This is a genomic window from Psychroserpens sp. SPM9 (assembly GCF_025153525.1).
GTDB lineage: Bacteria > Bacteroidota > Bacteroidia > Flavobacteriales > Flavobacteriaceae > Psychroserpens.
On sequence record NZ_JANZNR010000001.1, the window covers coordinates 441,455 to 458,769 of the forward strand.

Annotated in this window: 17 protein-coding genes; 3 read left to right on the plus strand and 14 right to left on the minus strand. The window is 34.7% G+C overall.

Features of this window, described 5'->3' with window-relative positions; translation table 11 throughout:
- Positions 1-3 precede the first annotated feature (3 nt).
- From N4270_RS01895 to N4270_RS01910, 4 genes are read right to left on the minus strand one after another with little or no spacing between them, the layout of a single operon-like run.
- Positions 4-1,533, minus strand: coding sequence for a bifunctional GNAT family N-acetyltransferase/carbon-nitrogen hydrolase family protein (locus tag N4270_RS01895; RefSeq protein WP_260095099.1), 1,530 nt, complete (start codon positions 1,531-1,533; stop codon positions 4-6).
- Complete coding sequence (locus N4270_RS01900) at positions 1,533-2,507, minus strand: deoxyhypusine synthase family protein (protein WP_260095100.1); 975 nt, start codon at positions 2,505-2,507, stop codon at positions 1,533-1,535. The genes N4270_RS01895 and N4270_RS01900 overlap by 1 nt, the downstream gene beginning before the upstream one ends.
- Positions 2,497-3,438 carry an agmatinase gene (gene speB, locus N4270_RS01905; protein ID WP_260095101.1) on the minus strand — a complete coding sequence of 314 codons (942 nt, stop codon included), beginning with the start codon at positions 3,436-3,438 and terminating at the stop codon, positions 2,497-2,499. Before speB ends, N4270_RS01900 begins: the two co-directional genes overlap by 11 nt.
- A gap of 10 nt (positions 3,439-3,448) precedes the next feature.
- On the minus strand, positions 3,449-4,903 hold the full coding sequence (locus N4270_RS01910) for an arginine decarboxylase (protein ID WP_260095102.1): 1,455 nt from the start codon (positions 4,901-4,903) through the stop codon (positions 3,449-3,451).
- Positions 4,904-5,467: 564 nt separating this feature from the next.
- Here N4270_RS01910 and N4270_RS01915 point away from each other — a divergent pair.
- A complete protein-coding gene (locus N4270_RS01915) occupies positions 5,468-5,893 on the plus strand; it encodes a carboxypeptidase-like regulatory domain-containing protein (protein WP_260095103.1) in 426 nt (141 codons plus the stop codon).
- A 29-nt stretch (positions 5,894-5,922) separates the two neighbouring features.
- Entirely contained in the window at positions 5,923-6,924 is a 1,002-nt protein-coding gene (locus tag N4270_RS01920; protein WP_260095104.1) for a transglutaminase domain-containing protein, read from the plus strand.
- A gap of 12 nt (positions 6,925-6,936) precedes the next feature.
- Here N4270_RS01920 and N4270_RS01925 read toward each other — a convergent pair whose 3' ends face one another.
- The 8 genes from N4270_RS01925 to N4270_RS01960 form a co-directional block, all read right to left on the minus strand.
- Positions 6,937-7,815, minus strand: coding sequence for a pseudouridine synthase (locus tag N4270_RS01925; protein ID WP_260095105.1), 879 nt, complete (start codon positions 7,813-7,815; stop codon positions 6,937-6,939).
- 190 nt (positions 7,816-8,005) lie between these two features.
- Positions 8,006-8,956 (minus strand): carbon-nitrogen hydrolase family protein, encoded by a 951-nt coding sequence (locus tag N4270_RS01930; RefSeq protein ID WP_260095106.1) that lies wholly within the window; start codon positions 8,954-8,956, stop codon positions 8,006-8,008.
- Entirely contained in the window at positions 8,957-9,859 is a 903-nt protein-coding gene (locus tag N4270_RS01935) for a geranylgeranylglycerol-phosphate geranylgeranyltransferase (RefSeq protein WP_260095107.1), read from the minus strand. It abuts the gene before it with no gap.
- Positions 9,860-9,906: 47 nt separating this feature from the next.
- Positions 9,907-10,836, minus strand: a complete 930-nt coding sequence (locus tag N4270_RS01940; RefSeq protein ID WP_260095108.1) for a mevalonate kinase — start codon at positions 10,834-10,836, stop codon at positions 9,907-9,909.
- Positions 10,837-10,871: 35 nt separating this feature from the next.
- A complete protein-coding gene (locus N4270_RS01945) occupies positions 10,872-11,960 on the minus strand; it encodes a diphosphomevalonate/mevalonate 3,5-bisphosphate decarboxylase family protein (protein ID WP_260095109.1) in 1,089 nt (362 codons plus the stop codon).
- Between the two features lie 81 nt (positions 11,961-12,041).
- Positions 12,042-12,587 carry a DUF1697 domain-containing protein gene (locus tag N4270_RS01950; protein WP_260095110.1) on the minus strand — a complete coding sequence of 182 codons (546 nt, stop codon included), beginning with the start codon at positions 12,585-12,587 and terminating at the stop codon, positions 12,042-12,044.
- The gene (locus N4270_RS01955) at positions 12,584-13,798 is read right to left on the minus strand and encodes an NAD(P)/FAD-dependent oxidoreductase (RefSeq protein WP_260095111.1); all 1,215 of its coding nucleotides are present in this window, start codon (positions 13,796-13,798) and stop codon (positions 12,584-12,586) included. Before N4270_RS01955 ends, N4270_RS01950 begins: the two co-directional genes overlap by 4 nt.
- On the minus strand, positions 13,795-14,481 hold the full coding sequence (locus N4270_RS01960) for a glycerophosphodiester phosphodiesterase family protein (RefSeq protein ID WP_260095112.1): 687 nt from the start codon (positions 14,479-14,481) through the stop codon (positions 13,795-13,797). Before N4270_RS01960 ends, N4270_RS01955 begins: the two co-directional genes overlap by 4 nt.
- 123 nt (positions 14,482-14,604) lie before the next feature.
- Here N4270_RS01960 and N4270_RS01965 point away from each other — a divergent pair, with 123 nt between their 5' ends.
- The gene (locus tag N4270_RS01965; protein WP_260095113.1) at positions 14,605-15,417 is read left to right on the plus strand and encodes a hypothetical protein; all 813 of its coding nucleotides are present in this window, start codon (positions 14,605-14,607) and stop codon (positions 15,415-15,417) included.
- 8 nt (positions 15,418-15,425) lie between these two features.
- Here the strand turns inward: N4270_RS01965 and N4270_RS01970 are convergent, their stop codons facing one another.
- Complete coding sequence (locus N4270_RS01970) at positions 15,426-16,025, minus strand: DUF2652 domain-containing protein (protein WP_260095114.1); 600 nt, start codon at positions 16,023-16,025, stop codon at positions 15,426-15,428.
- An 18-nt stretch (positions 16,026-16,043) separates the two neighbouring features.
- The gene (locus tag N4270_RS01975; RefSeq protein ID WP_260095115.1) at positions 16,044-17,315 is read right to left on the minus strand and encodes a DUF2254 domain-containing protein; all 1,272 of its coding nucleotides are present in this window, start codon (positions 17,313-17,315) and stop codon (positions 16,044-16,046) included.

Here is a 17,315-nt window from a genome sequence, read left to right on the forward strand (position 1 = left end):
TACTTATTCTTTAACACGTATAACGTTATAAACATCTTTTCTTCTATCCTTCAAATTTTTTACGGCACCAAACGAGTGTAGTTCTCTTAATAAACTTAAATCGACATCGGCCACAAGTATCATTTCGGTATTGGTTGTAGCTTCGGCTTTAATTCCGTTACTCGGAAACGAAAAATCACACGGTGTAAATACAGCTGACTGGGCATATTGAATATCCATATTATTAACATTAGGCAAATTACCTACGCTTCCAGCTATTGCGACATAGCATTCATTTTCTATGGCACGTGCTTGGGCACACAATCTTACGCGTGAGTATCCGTTTTGCGTATCGGTTAAAAAAGGCACAAATAAAATGTCCATTCCTTCATCTGACAGCAGTCGGGATAATTCTGGAAATTCAGAATCATAACAAATTAAAATACCAATTTTACCAGCATCTGTTTCAAAGGTTTGAAGTTTATGACCTCTTTGCATTCCCCAAACTTTTGCTTCATCTGGCGTGACATGAATTTTTTCATAACGTTCCAAACTTCCGTCTCTACGACATAAATAGCCTACATTATAGAGTTTACCATCGCTGAGCTCGGGCATACTTCCCGTAATGATATTGATATTATAGGAGATGGATAATTGTTGCATTTTCTCGACGATAACCTGAGTATATTTTGCCAATTCTCTAATCGCATCAGGCTCATACATATGATTATACTTTGCCATTAAAGGCGCATTGAAAAACTCAGGAAACAACGCAAAATCTGATCGGTAAGCCGCGACGCTATCCACAAAATATTCTACCTGCTGCATCAATTCTTCCAAACTGTTATAGGTTCGCATTTGCCATTGAATCAAACCGAGACGCACCACCGTTTTTACCGAACTTGCTTTTTTTGTTTTTTTTGTATAATAAATATTATCCCACTCCATTAAAACCGCATATTCATTGGATGCTGTATCGCCTTCCAGATATCCTTTTAGAACACGAACTGGGTGAAAATCATTTGAGATTTGAAAGTTTAAAACCGGGTCATGGATTTCTTTACGCTTTACTTTTTCAATGTATTCTTTAGGTGTTAAGGTTTTATGCTTGTGGTAATTTGGCATTCTTCCGCCAAAAACGATGCCTTTAAGATTTAATTCTTCACAAACTTCTTTTCGATAATCATAAAGACGACGCCCTAAACGCAAACCGCGATATTCTGGTTTTATAAACACGTCAATGCCATAGAGCACATCGCCTTCGGCATCGTGTATTTTAAATGAATCGCCTTGAATGATATCAGCATAAGTATGATGGTCATCAATCTTATCATAATCTACGATAAGTGACAATGCACAGCCAGCAATATTCCCATCAATTTTAATCACTACCTGACCTTTGGGAAAAATGGTTGTTAATTGCTCTATATGGTGCTTTTTCCAGTAGGAATCTAAAACACCACTGTAAGATTCAAGAGTTGCTGATTTTAGTTCTTCAAAATCATTAACCGTTAAATACTTTAATTCTATATTTTCAATTTTATGCTCTTCCATTACATACCCAGAAGATAAGCAAAAATTAAAGGAGCCACAATAGTTGCGTCACTTTCGATGATGAACTTAGGTGTATCAATATCCAGTTTTCCCCAAGTGATTTTTTCATTTGGAACCGCTCCCGAATACGATCCATAGCTTGTTGTAGAATCACTTATTTGACAAAAATAGCTCCAAAATGGTGTATCTGTGCGTTCCATATCTTGATACAACATTGGCACCACACATATAGGGAAATCGCCAGCAATACCACCACCAATCTGGAAGAACCCAATACCTTTATTGGAGTTATCGGTATACCAATCTGCTAAAAAGGTCATATACTCGATACCCGATTTCATGGTACTAGCCTTTAATTCTCCTTTAAGAACGTAGCTCGCAAAAATATTACCCATGGTACTGTCTTCCCAACCCGGACAAACAATAGGAAGGTTTTTTTCTGCAGCGGCATACATCCATGAGTCTTTTAAATCAATTTCATAATGCTCTTCTAATACGCCAGAGAGTAATAATTTGTACATGTATTCATGAGGCAAATAACGTTCTCCTTTAGCTTCGGCATCTTTCCATATTTTCACAATATGCTCTTGAATTCTTCGGAAAGCTTCTTCTTCAGGAATACAGGTGTCTGTAACTCTATTCAAGCCTTTTTCTAACAAATTCCATTCGTCTTGAGCCGTTAAATCACGATAATTAGGCACGCGTTTGTAATGAGAATGTGCTACTAAATTCATAATATCTTCTTCGAGGTTCGCACCTGTACAAGACACAATATGAACTTTATCCTGACGGATCATTTCTGCAAATATCTTTCCTAATTCGGCAGTACTCATAGCTCCTGCAAGAGATACCAGCATTTTTGAACCCGACTCCAATTGAGCTTCATACCCTTTTGCTGCATCCACCAAAGCGGCTGCATTAAAGTGCAGGTAATATTTTTCTATAAATTGTGAAATACTTCCTTTAGTTGTCATCGTCGTCATTAAATTTAGAAAATTTGTTAATCCCTATATTGGCTTCATTAAAATTATTATCGTAATCGTCGTCGGCGTCATCATTTAAAAACTTATAAGTTAACATTTTATAATACAACTTCGCTGCAAGAAAGTCTGAAGATTTTTCTTTAGGATTAGGACATAATTCTACAATATCAAATCCAACTACGTTTTTTTCTTCAAAAATCTGACGTAAAAATTCGATTGTTTCATACCACAACAAGCCACCTGGTTCAGGAGTTCCTGTTGAAGGCATAATTGAAGGATCAAAAGCATCCAAATCGAATGTGATATATACATTATCTGTCATTTGGTCAATTGCCGAATCCATCCAGTTATCATCTTCTGCCATTTCGTGAGCAAAATATGTTTTATCTGAATCCATCACAGTAGTTTCCATGACGTCCATACTACGAATCCCAACCTGAATTAAGTTCGTGGTTTGACTCGCTTCATACACCGCACAAGCATGATTACACTTACTGCCTTGATATGATTTTCGCAAATCGGCATGAGCATCAATTTGGACAACAGTAAGATTGTCAAAACATTCATTAAATGCTCTAATCGTCCCAATAGCGATGGAATGTTCCCCTCCAAATGTGGTGACAAATTTATTCTTCTTAATATATTTTTTTACAGATTCATGAACGGCATCCACCATACGTTCTGGTGATTCGTTTTCGGTAATGGCATCGGCTAAGTAAACGCCTTGCTTATAGACTTCGGTTTGTGTTTCGATGTCGTAAAGCTCCATATTTTCTGAAGCGTTTAAAAAAGCCTCTGGCCCTTTATCGGCTCCTTTTTGCCAAGTACTTGTACCATCATATGGTACTGGAATTAGAACAATTTTAGAACTGTCTAATTTAGAATATTGGTCTTCTATTCCTGCGTAAGTTTTAGTTTTCATTTTGAAATAATTATTGAATCTTTAGAGACGTTTCAAGTGTGTTTTTTTGAGTTTCAGAAGCGTCTTTTGCTGTATTATATCCTAAAATATTAAGTAAGTCTTCACTTTTTTGTTGTTCACTAAATAATTTTGTGGTTAGCTTTCCATCGGCATCTTTATCTATTAATATATGCTTAGGAGACGGAATCAAACAGTGTTGCAAACCTCCAAATCCGCCGATAGTTTCTTGATAAGCACCAGTATTAAAAAAGCCAATGTACAAGGGTTTCTCTTTATTATACTTTGGAAGATAAATAGCGTTCATATGCTGCTCGCTGTTGTAATAATCATCACTATCACAAGTTAAACCGCCTAAAAGCACACGTTCATAACTGTCGTTCCAGCGGTTAATTGGAAGCATAATAAAGCGTTTATTGATGGCCCAAGTGTCTGGCAAGGTTGTAATGAAAGACGAGTTAATCATGTTCCATTTTTCACGGTCGTTTTGCTGTTTCTGATATAATATTTCATAAATAGCACCGCCACTTTCGCCTACTGTAAAGCTGCCAAATTCTGTAAAAATATGTGGCACATCTACACCTTCTTCATCACAAACTAATTTAATTTGGTTCACAATCTCATCTACCATATAAGCATAATCAAAATCAAATGCTAATGAGTTTTTAATAGGAAATCCGCCTCCAATATTTAAACTGTCTAAAGATGGGCAAATCTTCTTCAGGCTCGTATAGACTTTTAAACATTTAGACAATTCATTCCAATAATACGCATTATCACGAATCCCAGTATTGATAAAAAAGTGCAACATTTTAAGCGCTACCTTTTCATTGTTTTGAATTTGATTTTTATAAAATGGTACAATATTCTTGTAGCCTATTCCGAGTCTGGAAGTATAAAACTCAAATTTTGGTTCTTCTTCCGAAGCAATTCGAATTCCGACATTAAATGGTCCTTCAATTTCGGCTGACAGCAATTCAATTTCTTCGTAATTATCGATAATTGGAATGGCGTTTTTATGACCATTATTAATCAATCTCGCAATATTAGTCACATACTGCGCGCGTTTAAATCCGTTGCTAATCACAAAGGTTTCGTTTGTAATTTTTCCTTCGGCTTTAAGGCTTTCTACGATATCAATATCAAATGCTGAAGAAGTTTCAATATGAATATTATTCTTTAGAGCTTCATCTAACACATGTTTAAAATGTGAGCTTTTAGTGCAATAACAATAGTTATAGTTTCCTTTGTAATCGTTCTTTTCAATCGCATCAGCAAACCATTTTTTTGCACGATTAATATTATTAGAAATTTGAGGTAAATAGGTAAATTTCAAAGGTGCTCCATACTGTTCAACCAATTGCATAAGGTCAACATCATGAAATGCTAATGTTTTATTTTCAAGTTTAAATTCTTCTTGTGGAAAATCAAAAGTTTGATTAACCAAATCAATATATTTTGTGTTCATTATAGGATTATAAAAGTTAAATGTAAATGGCGAAGGTTATCTCAAAGTTAAGCCAATAAAATCTTAATATCAAAACGACAGCAATTTGTCATTTTAAAATTAAAAAACTTAAATAACAGTTTAAATCACACTTGTATTTGAGGATGGGTCGTTGGAATAAAGCCATACAAATGTTGGCTCATGATGATGTAGTAAGCGGAAGTTAGCTCTAAAATTCGGTTACTTAATCTATAAGCTGCTTTTGAATATGACTTCCTAATTTTCAAAAACCCGAACGTAAAAACACCTTTCAATTTGTTCAGCTATATGCTTGGCTTTAGAGCGTAAATTAATCTCAAAAAGCGATGCAAATGTAAATTATTTTTTGACACGCAACACTTTTTTTTATTTTTTTTGATTTTATTTTTAACTATTATTCTCTGTGTGTTAAATATTTAATCTTTAATTTTATAACTTACTCAGTCATAAGGCTGTTTGACGGCTTAAAAAGTGTGCTTAACTCATTGCTATTTGAAAACCTTTTATAGCGTCTTTAAATTTGATACAAACAAAACAATTATAATTATGAAAACACTAACAATGAAAAACATTGTACGAGGTATGAGTTTGATGGCTATTGTAATGATGGCCGGACTTACGTGCAATTTGATGTATGCACAAAGCCCGACGATGGCTTTGGCCACTGTTGCAGATCAACAATTAACAATTAAAGGAAAAGTAAGTGACGATAAAGGTGCTTTACCTGGCGTAAACATTGTGCTTAAAGGCAGTAAAGTTGGCGTTGTTACCGATGAAAATGGAGCGTTTACATTTCCGAGAGCATTAAGTGCTGGTGATGTTTTGGTATTTAGCTTTTTGGGTTATGAAAAACAAGAAGTTAAAATTGATGCCGACACCACTTTTATCAATTTAATTTTAACATCTGATCTTGTTGAGATTATGGGTGCACCTAATACCGACAAACCTTATAAATCAAAACGTTCAAATTAAGGTCTATTATTGATTTGTTAATCAAAACAATGAAATATTTATGGCTCTTCATTTTTGTATTTCAATCTCATGCTCAACGCTCTGATTTTGATCATATCAATTTTCAAAAGGCAGATAGTATCGCATTGACATGCAAAGATGAAGGGCTTTATAATTTGCCCCAACTAGCTTTTAAACTCACTTCCAATTTAACGACAGATGTTGAGCGCTTTAGAGCAATCTATAAATGGGTTTGCACAAATATTGCCAACGATTATAACCTCTATTTAAGAAATAAACGAAAGCGAACAAAGTTTAAAAACGATAGCCTAAAACTTACCGAATGGAATACGCGATTCAAAAAGGAAATCTTTAGGAAACTCCTAAAACAAGAAAAAACAATTTGCACGGGTTATGCCTACATCGTTCAGGAGCTTTCTAAATTAGCCAACATAGACTGCGAAATTGTACATGGCTTTGGCAAAACCAGCACAACACATATTGAAAAATCTGATCCTCCCAACCATTCATGGAATGCTGTAAAATTGAATAATAAATGGTATCTCTGTGATCCAACTTGGGCTAGTGGCATCCCCAACCCAGAAACCAATGCATTTAAGTTTAAATATAACGATGGCTACTTTTTAGCCAATCCAAAACTTTTTGCTGTGAATCATTTTCCGTTAGAACGCCAATGGGCATTAATAGAATCGGCACCTACATTTGATGAGTTTTTAGCTGCACCAATACTTTACGGCAATGCGTATGCCAACTTAACGGGTCACAATGCTCCAAAAGAAATGTATCATTTAATTCATAAATATGAAACATTACAATTTGAGTACGAGCTTCAAAGCGTTGTAAATACTGAAACGATTCGCTTCTTGATTGACAATGGCCACCACAGTCAAAAAGTAAAACCAACATCTATTCATCTCGAAAATCAATCGCTTATTTTAGAACAGCAGTTTGACGTGAAAGGGTTTTACGATGTTCATCTTTATATTGGCGATGATTTGATTTCTACCTATACGGTTAAAGTAAAAAGCTAATAAAGGTATCTTTTAAAGCATTTGTAAGGTATTCACCTCTTGTTCGGTAAGATGTTTCCAATGGCCACGAGGCAAGTCTTTTTTGGTAAGATGGCCAATTTGCACACAATCTACACGAATGATATCATATTTTAAATGATCAAAAATGGTATGTAAAATTGTGTTTCCGGTGTTCTTTATTTTAAGGCCAATTTTGGTTTTTGGTTGCCCGTCGATATAACTAATCTCTTCTACGGAAACCAATTTGCCTTCTATTTTGAATCCGTCCTGAATTTTTTTATAATCTTCAAACTTCAAGTTTTTATCTAATTCAATCTCAAATAAACGCGACACACCGTTTTTAGAATTAGTGAATTTTTTTACAACAACATCGTCATTTGTAAACAATAATAATCCTGTAGAGTTTCGACCTAAACGACCTATCGGTTTTATTCGTGCATTGGTTGCATTAGCGACCAAATCCATAACCGTTCTACCTTTACTCTCACTAGTTGTGGTAGCAAAGCCTTTGGGTTTATTAAGCAAGACATAGGTTTTCTTTTCCGGATTTATTCTAGCGCCATCAAATCTAACCTCATCATCTAACTTCACTTTGTAGCCCATTTCGGTGACTACTTTTCCGTTTACAGTTACACTTCCTACAGAAATATGCATATCGGCATCTCTACGTGAGCAAATACCCGAATTTGCGATGTATTTATTCAATCTGATTTCATCAGGATTTGATGATTTTGAAGCGGTAGCTGGTTTCTTTTTTACAGGTGCATTGCCGCGTGCAAAACTTTTTCCTTTAGCATTATCGCCACCTCTACCCGATCGCTTATTGGTCGGTTTACTTGCTCCTCTTCCTGATGGTTTTCCTTTTCCGCCACGTCCTTGCTGTCTGCTCATTATAACTAATTTTTCCGCAAAGATACCGTAACCAAATCTCAAAACCTAGTTTGGAATTAAAATTGTAAATAACCAATTTTTAAAACCTTTAGCTTATATAACACTTCCTACATATTTTAGCTAAGTTTTTGAAATACAACAACTAGACTAAATTAAGAAAGTTGAGTTGGGAATTTGACTAATTGCTTGTTTAAGATTTAAATGAAACCGTAGATTGGCGTTCACGATTTACAACCAATTTAGTGACATCAGGTCTGGAATAATGACCTACAGGATCAAAATTTTGGCGTTCTTCTAAAACACGATTAAAATCAATAGTTTGATAAATCAGTCCTTTTTTGTGTAAAACAGGCGCTACAATCCATTCGCCATCTGGTCCCGCAATACAGCTTCCGCCATTAGCTAAAATTTCAGGGGCTTTTTCCAAGATAAGATCCAGATGTGGTGTATCTTTCGGAAAGTCTTCCGCAGTCATTAAACCCGATACCGAAATTACAAACGAACGTGATTCTCTGGCTATAAAACGGGTAATATCCTTGGTATTATGATCACTTCCTGGCCAAACTGCAATATGTAAATTTTCACCTAAACCGTAGAGTGCTGCTCTGGGTAAAGGCATCCAATTTTCCCAACAATTTAAACCGCCAACTGTAAATGCTTTTAATGCATGTACTTGTAAGCCGTTTCCATCACCTGGCGCCCAGGTTAAACGCTCATCATAAGTAGGTTGAAGTTTTCGATGTACAGATTGAATGACTCCTTCCTGATTTATATAAACTAGTGACGCATAAATACTATGACCTCCACGATCTTCAGGACGTTCGATAACACCCAAATACACAGCCATTTTATGGTCTTTGGCTAATTGACAAATGACATCTAAATCTCCCTTTTCAATACTAACAGAATTGTTAACATAATGAGCGTGCAATTCTTTATTTACCTTGGTATCCCACTCTGCGCCTCCGGTTAAAGCCAGCCAAAACGGATATCCTGGCACTAAACCTTCTCCAAAAACAATCAGCTCGGCATTTTCTTTTGAGGCTTCCAGGATGGTTTGCTCTACTCTTGACAGAGTTTCAGATTTATGCAACCAAACTGGTGCAATCTGAGCTAAAGCAACTTTGAGTTGATGATTCATTTAGATGCGATTTAAAACAACGTTGACATTTATTAAAACGATACAAAACACACCAGCCACAATAATAAATTTTAAGATATTATGAAGGATAAGATAATGTGTTTTGGTATTCGATTTCCAAAGTAATAGTAGAAAAATAAGGAGTAAAATTACAGAGAGGTAAAAAAATAAATCCATATGGCCAACATCATAACGATAGAGCAACAGATATACAGGAATACTTGTAAGTAGAATTAACAAGCTTAGCATCACTTTTGAAGCTTTCTCGCCATAGACAATTGGAATGGTTTTGTAGTTTAATAACAAATCGCCTTTCATGTTTTCTAAATCTTTGGTCAGTTCACGCATAGAAATCATTAAAAACAAGAAAACTGCATGCACAAAAATGACCGTTTCGAAATTTTTGTAATAAAGAAAAATGGCAAAAAATGGTAGAATGGTCAATACTGCGGAAGTGAGATTTCCAATAAATGGAAGCTTTTTCAGTTTATGCGAATAAAACCATATACCAAAAATATAAACAGAGAAAAATAACACCGCATTAAACGACACATAACTCGCCATAATTACGGCGGAAAAATTTAAGACAAAATAAAACGACAGCTTTGTATTTTGACTGACCAACCGATCGAGTTTGGATTTATTAGGTCGATTAATTAAATCCTTCTCCGAGTCGTAGAAGTTATTAATGATATATCCTGCAGCTATCGTTGCGGCAGAAGCCAAAACCAGCATTAAGAGATTGATATCAAATAGAATGCTTTTAAGAGGTTTGTCATGTGCTAAAATATAGATTGATGTCAGATATTGAGCAATCACAATTATAAGAATGTTATAACCACGAACGACAGAAAACATGCTAAAAAACTTAAGTAGAATATGTTTTTGTCTTCGGTTAAACATAAAAAATGGTTGATGAGATTCTGAAACGAGTTCAGAATGACAAGAGATTAGAAGTTATAAACCACTTCTAATTTATAATCTTTTAGCGATTGCTTAGCCGTTTCTATATCCTGGGTAAATCCTAAGATATAACCGCCACCACCAGAACCACAAAGCTTAAGGTAATACTCATTGGTTTCTATTCCTTTTTTCCAAAGCTCATGAAATTGCTTCGGAATCATAGGTTTAAAATGATTTAATACCACTTTAGATAATTGCTTCGTGTTTTTAAATAATGATTTAACGTCACCTTTTAAGAAATCCTCTACACAAGCATCGGTATGCTTGATAAACTGATCTTTAAGCATACTTCTGAAGCCTTCCTGCTTCATATTTTCCATGAAGATACGAACCATAGGTGCCGTTTCTCCAATAATTCCAGAATCTAATAAAAACACAGCTCCTTTGCCATCGGTTGGCTGCGCAGGAATTCCGGTAGCTTCAATATGATCTTTAGAATTGATTAAAATTGGAATACTCAAATAGCTATTCAAAGGATCTAGTCCAGATGATTTACCGTGGAAAAACGATTCCATTTCAGAAAAAATCGCTTTGAGTTTTAATAATTTTTCTCTGGTTAAATTCTCTAAAACAGTAATTTTATCCTGAGCGTATTTATCATAAATAGCAGCAACTAAAGCACCACTACTCCCAACGCCATAACCTTGCGGAATTGAAGAATCAAAATACATACCTGCTGCAACATCTTGAGCTAAAGTTTCAATATCAAAAATCACTAAATCAGCATCAATATTTTTTAAATACGATACGAATCGGTTGAGACTTTCATTAGACTTAATAGCCTCTTGTGACGGATTTTCATCGGTCTTTAAAGCACCATTATAAAAATTATAAGGAATGGATAATCCTTTGGAGTCTTTGATGATGCCGTATTCGCCAAACAATAAGATTTTAGAATAAAATAGAGGTCCTTTCATGTATTTTGAGCAATTTCCTTTAACAAATATACGTATTAAAATTGTATTTGGTTTGCACCAAAGCCAATTTGGTCGCTAATATAATGTTCGTTTTGACAATATACAACTAATTCATTCTTAATGAATTCCATAACCGCTTCCGATTCATTTTTTGGATAAAGCACATGCACATTCGCGCCTGCATCTAAAGTAAAGCAGACCTTAGAATTGGTTGCTGATCTAAAAGACCAAATCTTATTAATAATTTCTAAGGTATTGGGCTTCATCAAAATAAAATAAGGCAAACTGGTCATCATCATGGCATGCAAGGTTAGAGCCTCACGCTCAACAATTTCAATAAAAGCGTCTAAATTGCCTGTTTTAAAAATTGAAATCAATTCTGACATATGTTCGTGAGCTTGCTCAAAACGTCGATTTGCAAAGGGATGATTATGCATTAAATTATGACCAACTGTACTACTCACCTGCTTTTCACCTTTATCGACCAGCAAAATAGTGTCTTGATAATTTTTAAAGTTATCATGGACTTCAAACGGATATGTCACGCCGTACAAATTGGAACTATCATCAATATCCTGATGCGCTCCCCAAACAATGAGATCGCCTTCAATACTTCGGCAAGCGCTCCCAGAGCCCAAACGTGCTAAAAAAGAGGCTTTTTTATTGAAATAATCAGAAGACATTTCGGTTTGATACATGGCTTTCTCAATACTCATTAAACATAAAGCCAAAGCACTCATTCCTGAAGCCGACGAAGCAATACCTGAACTGTGAGGAAACGAATTGGAGGTTTCAATCTTAAAATGATAATCCTTTAAAAATGGCAAATAACTTTCAATACGCTTAAAAAACGTTTCAATTTTGGGTTTAAAATCGTCTTTAACTTTCCCATCTAAAAGCACTTCAAAAGAAAAATTTTGATCATTTTCCCTTTCAGAAAAACTCAGACTTGTAGTTGTTTTACAATAGTCTAAGGTAAAACTAACCGAAGGGTTTTCGGGAATTTGGTGTGCCTTTTTTCCCCAATATTTGACCAAAGCAATATTACTCGGAGCGGCCCAGATAAACCTTCCGTTTTTTAAAGTTTTGGAATACCGTTTTGGGATAAAATCTTTTTCTGTCATAGCAACTAATCAGAAGACAAAGACTGTTCAAAACAGACTTTTATAATTATTTAATTTATGTTGTACAAAAGTAAGCATTATCTAATGGTCTTTTTCATTTTCAGAAGACATTGCTATTAACTTCACCATTGTTTTATAATTTCTAGAGGTGGCATTTACTTTTAATTTTTTCTCAAACATATTCATGTTGAATTTTGAATTACCGTAGCCTATTGACGCATAAAAATAAAGGCAGTCATCCATAATATGAAATACTTCATTATTATAGGTAATTTGATTGACCTCGTCTACCTTTTCAGCATCAGGAATATCACTCAGTAAAATAAAATAGCTGTTTTCCATTTGTTCTTCGGAAAAGGGGCAAGCTTCAAAAATTTGTATTAATTCGCTTCTGGTTTTAGCAATCACAGAAACTTCAAATCCGAAATGCGATTGTATAGCCGTTTTGACTTTCGCTTCAATTTGAACGGCAGTCTCAGACGACTGAAGAATAATATTTCCGGATTGAATATAGGTGTTCACCTCTTCAAATCCGGTTTCAGTAAGTAACTCACGTAATTCGGCCATGGGTACTTTTTTATAGCCGCCAACATTAATTCCTCTTAATAATACAATATAAGTTCTCATGATTGTGATATGTGTTTTGCAGCGATATAAGCACCAGACCAGGCGTTCTGAAAATTAAATCCGCCCGTTACCGCATCAATATTCAAAATTTCGCCAGCAAAATAGAGGTTGTTGTAAAGCTTACTTTCGAAGGTTTTAAAATTCACTTCCTTTAAATTAATTCCGCCAGCAGTGACAAACTCTTCTTTAAAGGTGCTTTTTCCTGTGACTTTAAAAATGGCTTGGGTAAGCTGTGATGCCAAATCTTCCATTTGAGATTTATTAAGATTGGCCCATCGGGTTTCCTGAGTCATGTGAGCCGCTAGTACCAACTTTTGCCACAAGCGTTTAGGCAATTCAAATTGTGCCGATTTGAAAACTGTTTTTTTAGCTAAATCTTGTTTTAAAAGTTTCAACTGACTAAGGCAATCTTCAAAAGTTTGTTTTATAAAATTGATTTCTATCTCAAAATTATAATCCCGTTTTGCTAATTCAACAGCACCAAAAGCAGAGAGTTTTAAAATGGCTGGAGCGCTCATTCCAACGTGCGTAATTAGCAAAGGACCTTCACTCCACAAGTTAGAATTAACCACTTTAACCTCAACATCTAAAGCGACAACACCAGGAATCCCTTTAATACGTTGATCTTTAATATCGAAGGTAAATAATGAGGGTACGGGGTTTGTAATTGTATGATTTAAATTCTCTAAAAGCGACCATATTTTTGGATTACTTCCTGTAGCGAGCATTACTTTTTTAGTAAAAAAATCGCCTTGAGAAGTTTCTAAAAGCCATTGGTTGTCAATTGGAGACAAGGATTTCAACGCATGATTATACAAAATCTCTACCTGATGCTTTTCAGCTTCATTAAGAAAGCAATCAATAATAGTTTGAGAACTATTGCTCACCGGAAACATGCGTCCGTCCTCCTCAATTTTAAGCGCGACACCTCTATCTTCAAACCATTGAATTGTATCTCCAGTCATGAACTGATGAAAAGGTCCTAAGAGTTCTTTTTCGCCTCTGGGATAATTTTGCACCAGTTCCGAAGGTATAAATTCGGCATGAGTCACATTACAGCGTCCACCTCCTGAGATTTTAACTTTCTGGAGTCCGCTTTTTCCACGTTCAAGGATGGCTATTTTTAATTTCTGATTTTGTTCAGCAATATTGATCGCTGCAAAAAAACCCGCAGCGCCACCTCCAACGATTATAACGTCGTATGTATTCATAATTTTTCGGGATAATCTGAAATTATAGCATCAACTCCGTAGGATACCATACGTTCTATGGATTCTTCATCATTAACCGTCCATGTAATTACTTTATAGCCTTCATCTTGAGCTAATTTCACATTCGCCTTTGTAAGTAAAGCATAATTTGGATGTAGTGCATAAGCATTTACGGTTTTAGCAAACTCTAAAGCATCATTGACACTAGCTTTGGTTAAAACACCTATCCTATATTTGGGCTGTGTTTTGAATACGTTCTCCAGCTCATGATGCTGAAAACTGGAGATTAAAAAATCGTCAATTGCCCATTCGTTTTTATCTATATACTGTGAGATGACACGGCAGGTTTCAAGAGCTGTATTACTCCCTTTGAGTTCAATATTAAGTAAGCAACGTCTGTTAATGACTTCCAATACTTCCTGAAGCGTTGGTATTTCAAACTGCGCACTAACTTTTAGAGTTTTCAATTCAGTTAAAGTCTGTTTTGAGACTTCACCAGTCCCGTTAGTCATTCGATCTAAAGTGAAATCATGAAAAACAACCAATTCTCCAGAGGCACATCTATGCACGTCAATTTCAATGCCGTCTACACCTATGTCTAATGCTTTTTCAATAGATGCTATTGTATTTTCGGCAGTATGAGCTTTAGCCCCTCTGTGCCCTATTTTGAGAGTTTTTTGCATAGGCTATAAAAGTATTAAATTCAAGCTATAGAAACTTAAAAAAATAAGTTTTATATAATCTTTAAGAGTTTAGATTTTTGATTCTGAAGAAAAACTCATTTATTTATTTTATAATTTTAACCTATGCATTTCAATATACTTCTCCTAATCCTAAGCCTGTTTTTTACCACATCGTGTCAAACCGGAAAATTAACACCACTCGCAAGTTTGCCTGCTGGTTTAAAAGAAATTTCGGCCATAGAAAAAACACAAAACTCAAATATGCTATGGGTCATTGAAGATGCGGGAAATAAAAATAATTTGTATGGTTTAGATACTAAGGTTAAGGTTGAAAAAAATCTCGAAATTGAAAATGTTCAGAATATTGACTGGGAAGATTTAACTTCAGACACAGACGGTAATATCTATATTGGCGACTTTGGAAACAATTCGAAAAAGCGAAAGAATTTTGCCATTTATAAAGTCTCGCATCCTGAAAATGCTGAAGGATCGTCTGTTACTGCCGAAGTGATTACTTTTAAACTTCCTAAAGACATGAAATCGGAAGATTTTGAATCGTTTTTTCTATATAATGGCAATTTCTATATGTTTAGTAAAGACCATAAAAAATGTGAGCTCATTAAGGTTCCTAATCAAGTTGGCGATCATGTTGCGACTTATATTTCTGAAGTAAAATTAAAAGGAAAAAACACTAAAGTGACCTCAGCAGATATTAGTGATGATGGCAAAACTGTAGTATTACTGAACCATGAACGCCTTTGGAAACTTACCGATTTTACTGCTGACGATTTTTTAAGCGGCACTATAGAATCGCAAACATTTGAACATAAGTCTCAAAAAGAAGGCATCAATTTTATCAGTTCAAACAAAGTGCTTATTACTGATGAACAAACCAAAAACGAAGGCGGGAATTTATATAGTTTTAATTTAGACTAATACCAAGGCTATTCTAACAACTTATGCACTTTTACATAACTGTAATTGATGTCACCTAAATGTTTGTAACGTATTTCGTCACCTTGCAATTCTCCCCAACCAAAATTGCGTTTGATATCCTTAGGTTGGTATTGGTTTAATACATTTTCTGAAATTAATAAGTATTCATTTTCTTCGATGTCATTTTTTAATAAGCGATGGGCAACAATGACATCTTCTCCCATAAGCTTGATTCGATTTCCGATTTGAACAGACTCTACATGTTCTCCATAATGCAGAATAATTTTCAATCCAAGTTTTGGTACTTGATCGATACCATGTTCTTCACTGTATTGTTGAGACAAGGCTTCTAATTGCAGATAAAATTGAGTGAAAAATGTTTTACACTGACTTATTAAATCTTCAAACGAAGGGAGTTTTCCTTTTTTAAAAAACAAGATTGCATCACCTTCAATTTCAGAAACTCTTAAACCAATTTCATTAGCATAAATAATTTTATTTAAAAGTGCAGGAATAACTTTGGCACTTAGCTCAATATTGGTATCGCTCATAAAACGCGTAAATCCGCTAATGTCTGGGATGCATATTAAAGTTGGGTTAGAAGCCATAGCATAGAGTTTTATGTGTTAATGAATCATGTGTTTTATGAGTGTTAAATCGGCATCATTTTTTAAACTTCCCGTAGCGTCTTCTCTAAGGTTATTTAATTCCTGCTCGACAGCAGTTATGTAGCTTTGTAACTTAACTCCTTTGCGAGTTTTGAGAAAATTAAGCATTAGAACGAGTTTTTGAACAATAATTACATCATGCTTACAGTAGGTTCTTAAAGCTGCCATGACCTGAAATAATAAGTCTTTAAAATCAACAGAATTGATTTTTAAGACAGGTACATCATCTGAATTACAAACGATATTTGAGTCGTATTTTTGAAGTCTAATTGCAAATAATTCAGTTAAATAATCAATGGCATTGATTGCCGTTCCTGGGTCGTTAATACCTGGAGACATAGCTTTCACTGCGATTTCAGTTATCTGTTTAAACGCGAGTAAATAATTATCTTCAACCAATTCACTTCTTGAAAAACGAAATGTACTACAAACTTCATCAATCACATCATCATTCAATGTTACATTCGATTTAGCTAAAGGTAGACCTTTTAATACATACCTTCCTTTAATAGGTATAATTTCTAATTTTAAATTTTTAGATTCTGAAATTTCTTTAAGTGCATTAATATTTAAGTCTTGAAAATAACCAGACTTGGTTGAATATATGATAGTCCAGTTTGATGAATCTTCAAAATCTGCTTTCACTTGCGACTCTATAAGAATTTTCAATCTACACTTAGCGGTCTCAAAAATACGATCCATGATATTATTGACTTGAATTTCCTGAGATATTGAATGTATAAAATAAATAAAAGCTGCTAGGCAACATGTCATCGCAAAAATAGCCAAGAGTACTGAAAATCCAGGTAGCTGATATTTATTCCCATCGGGTTCTATAGACACTAAAGTAAAGATGCAGTAGAGTAAAGTAAAATTATAGACTCCGAGTATGATTTGATGCCTTCTATTGGAAATTAAACCTGGTAATATTCTTGGAGAAAAATTACTTGAGGCCTGATTAAGTAATATCATTACCATTGAAAAACTAAAGACCATTATTGAAATTAAACCTGCAATAAACGTAGTGAGCAGGCTTCTTGCAGTTTCAGTATCATTAACTACTAAAACAGGTGCATTTTCGAGTAAGTATTTAGAAATCCCTTTGCTTTCTAAATAAAACATTACAAAAGCAAATAGCAGTCCTACAAGACTCAATACCGAAGGATAGAACGCTATTTTACTTTCCAGCTTAAAAATGTAAGATAATGTTGAACTTATGTAGCGTTTCAT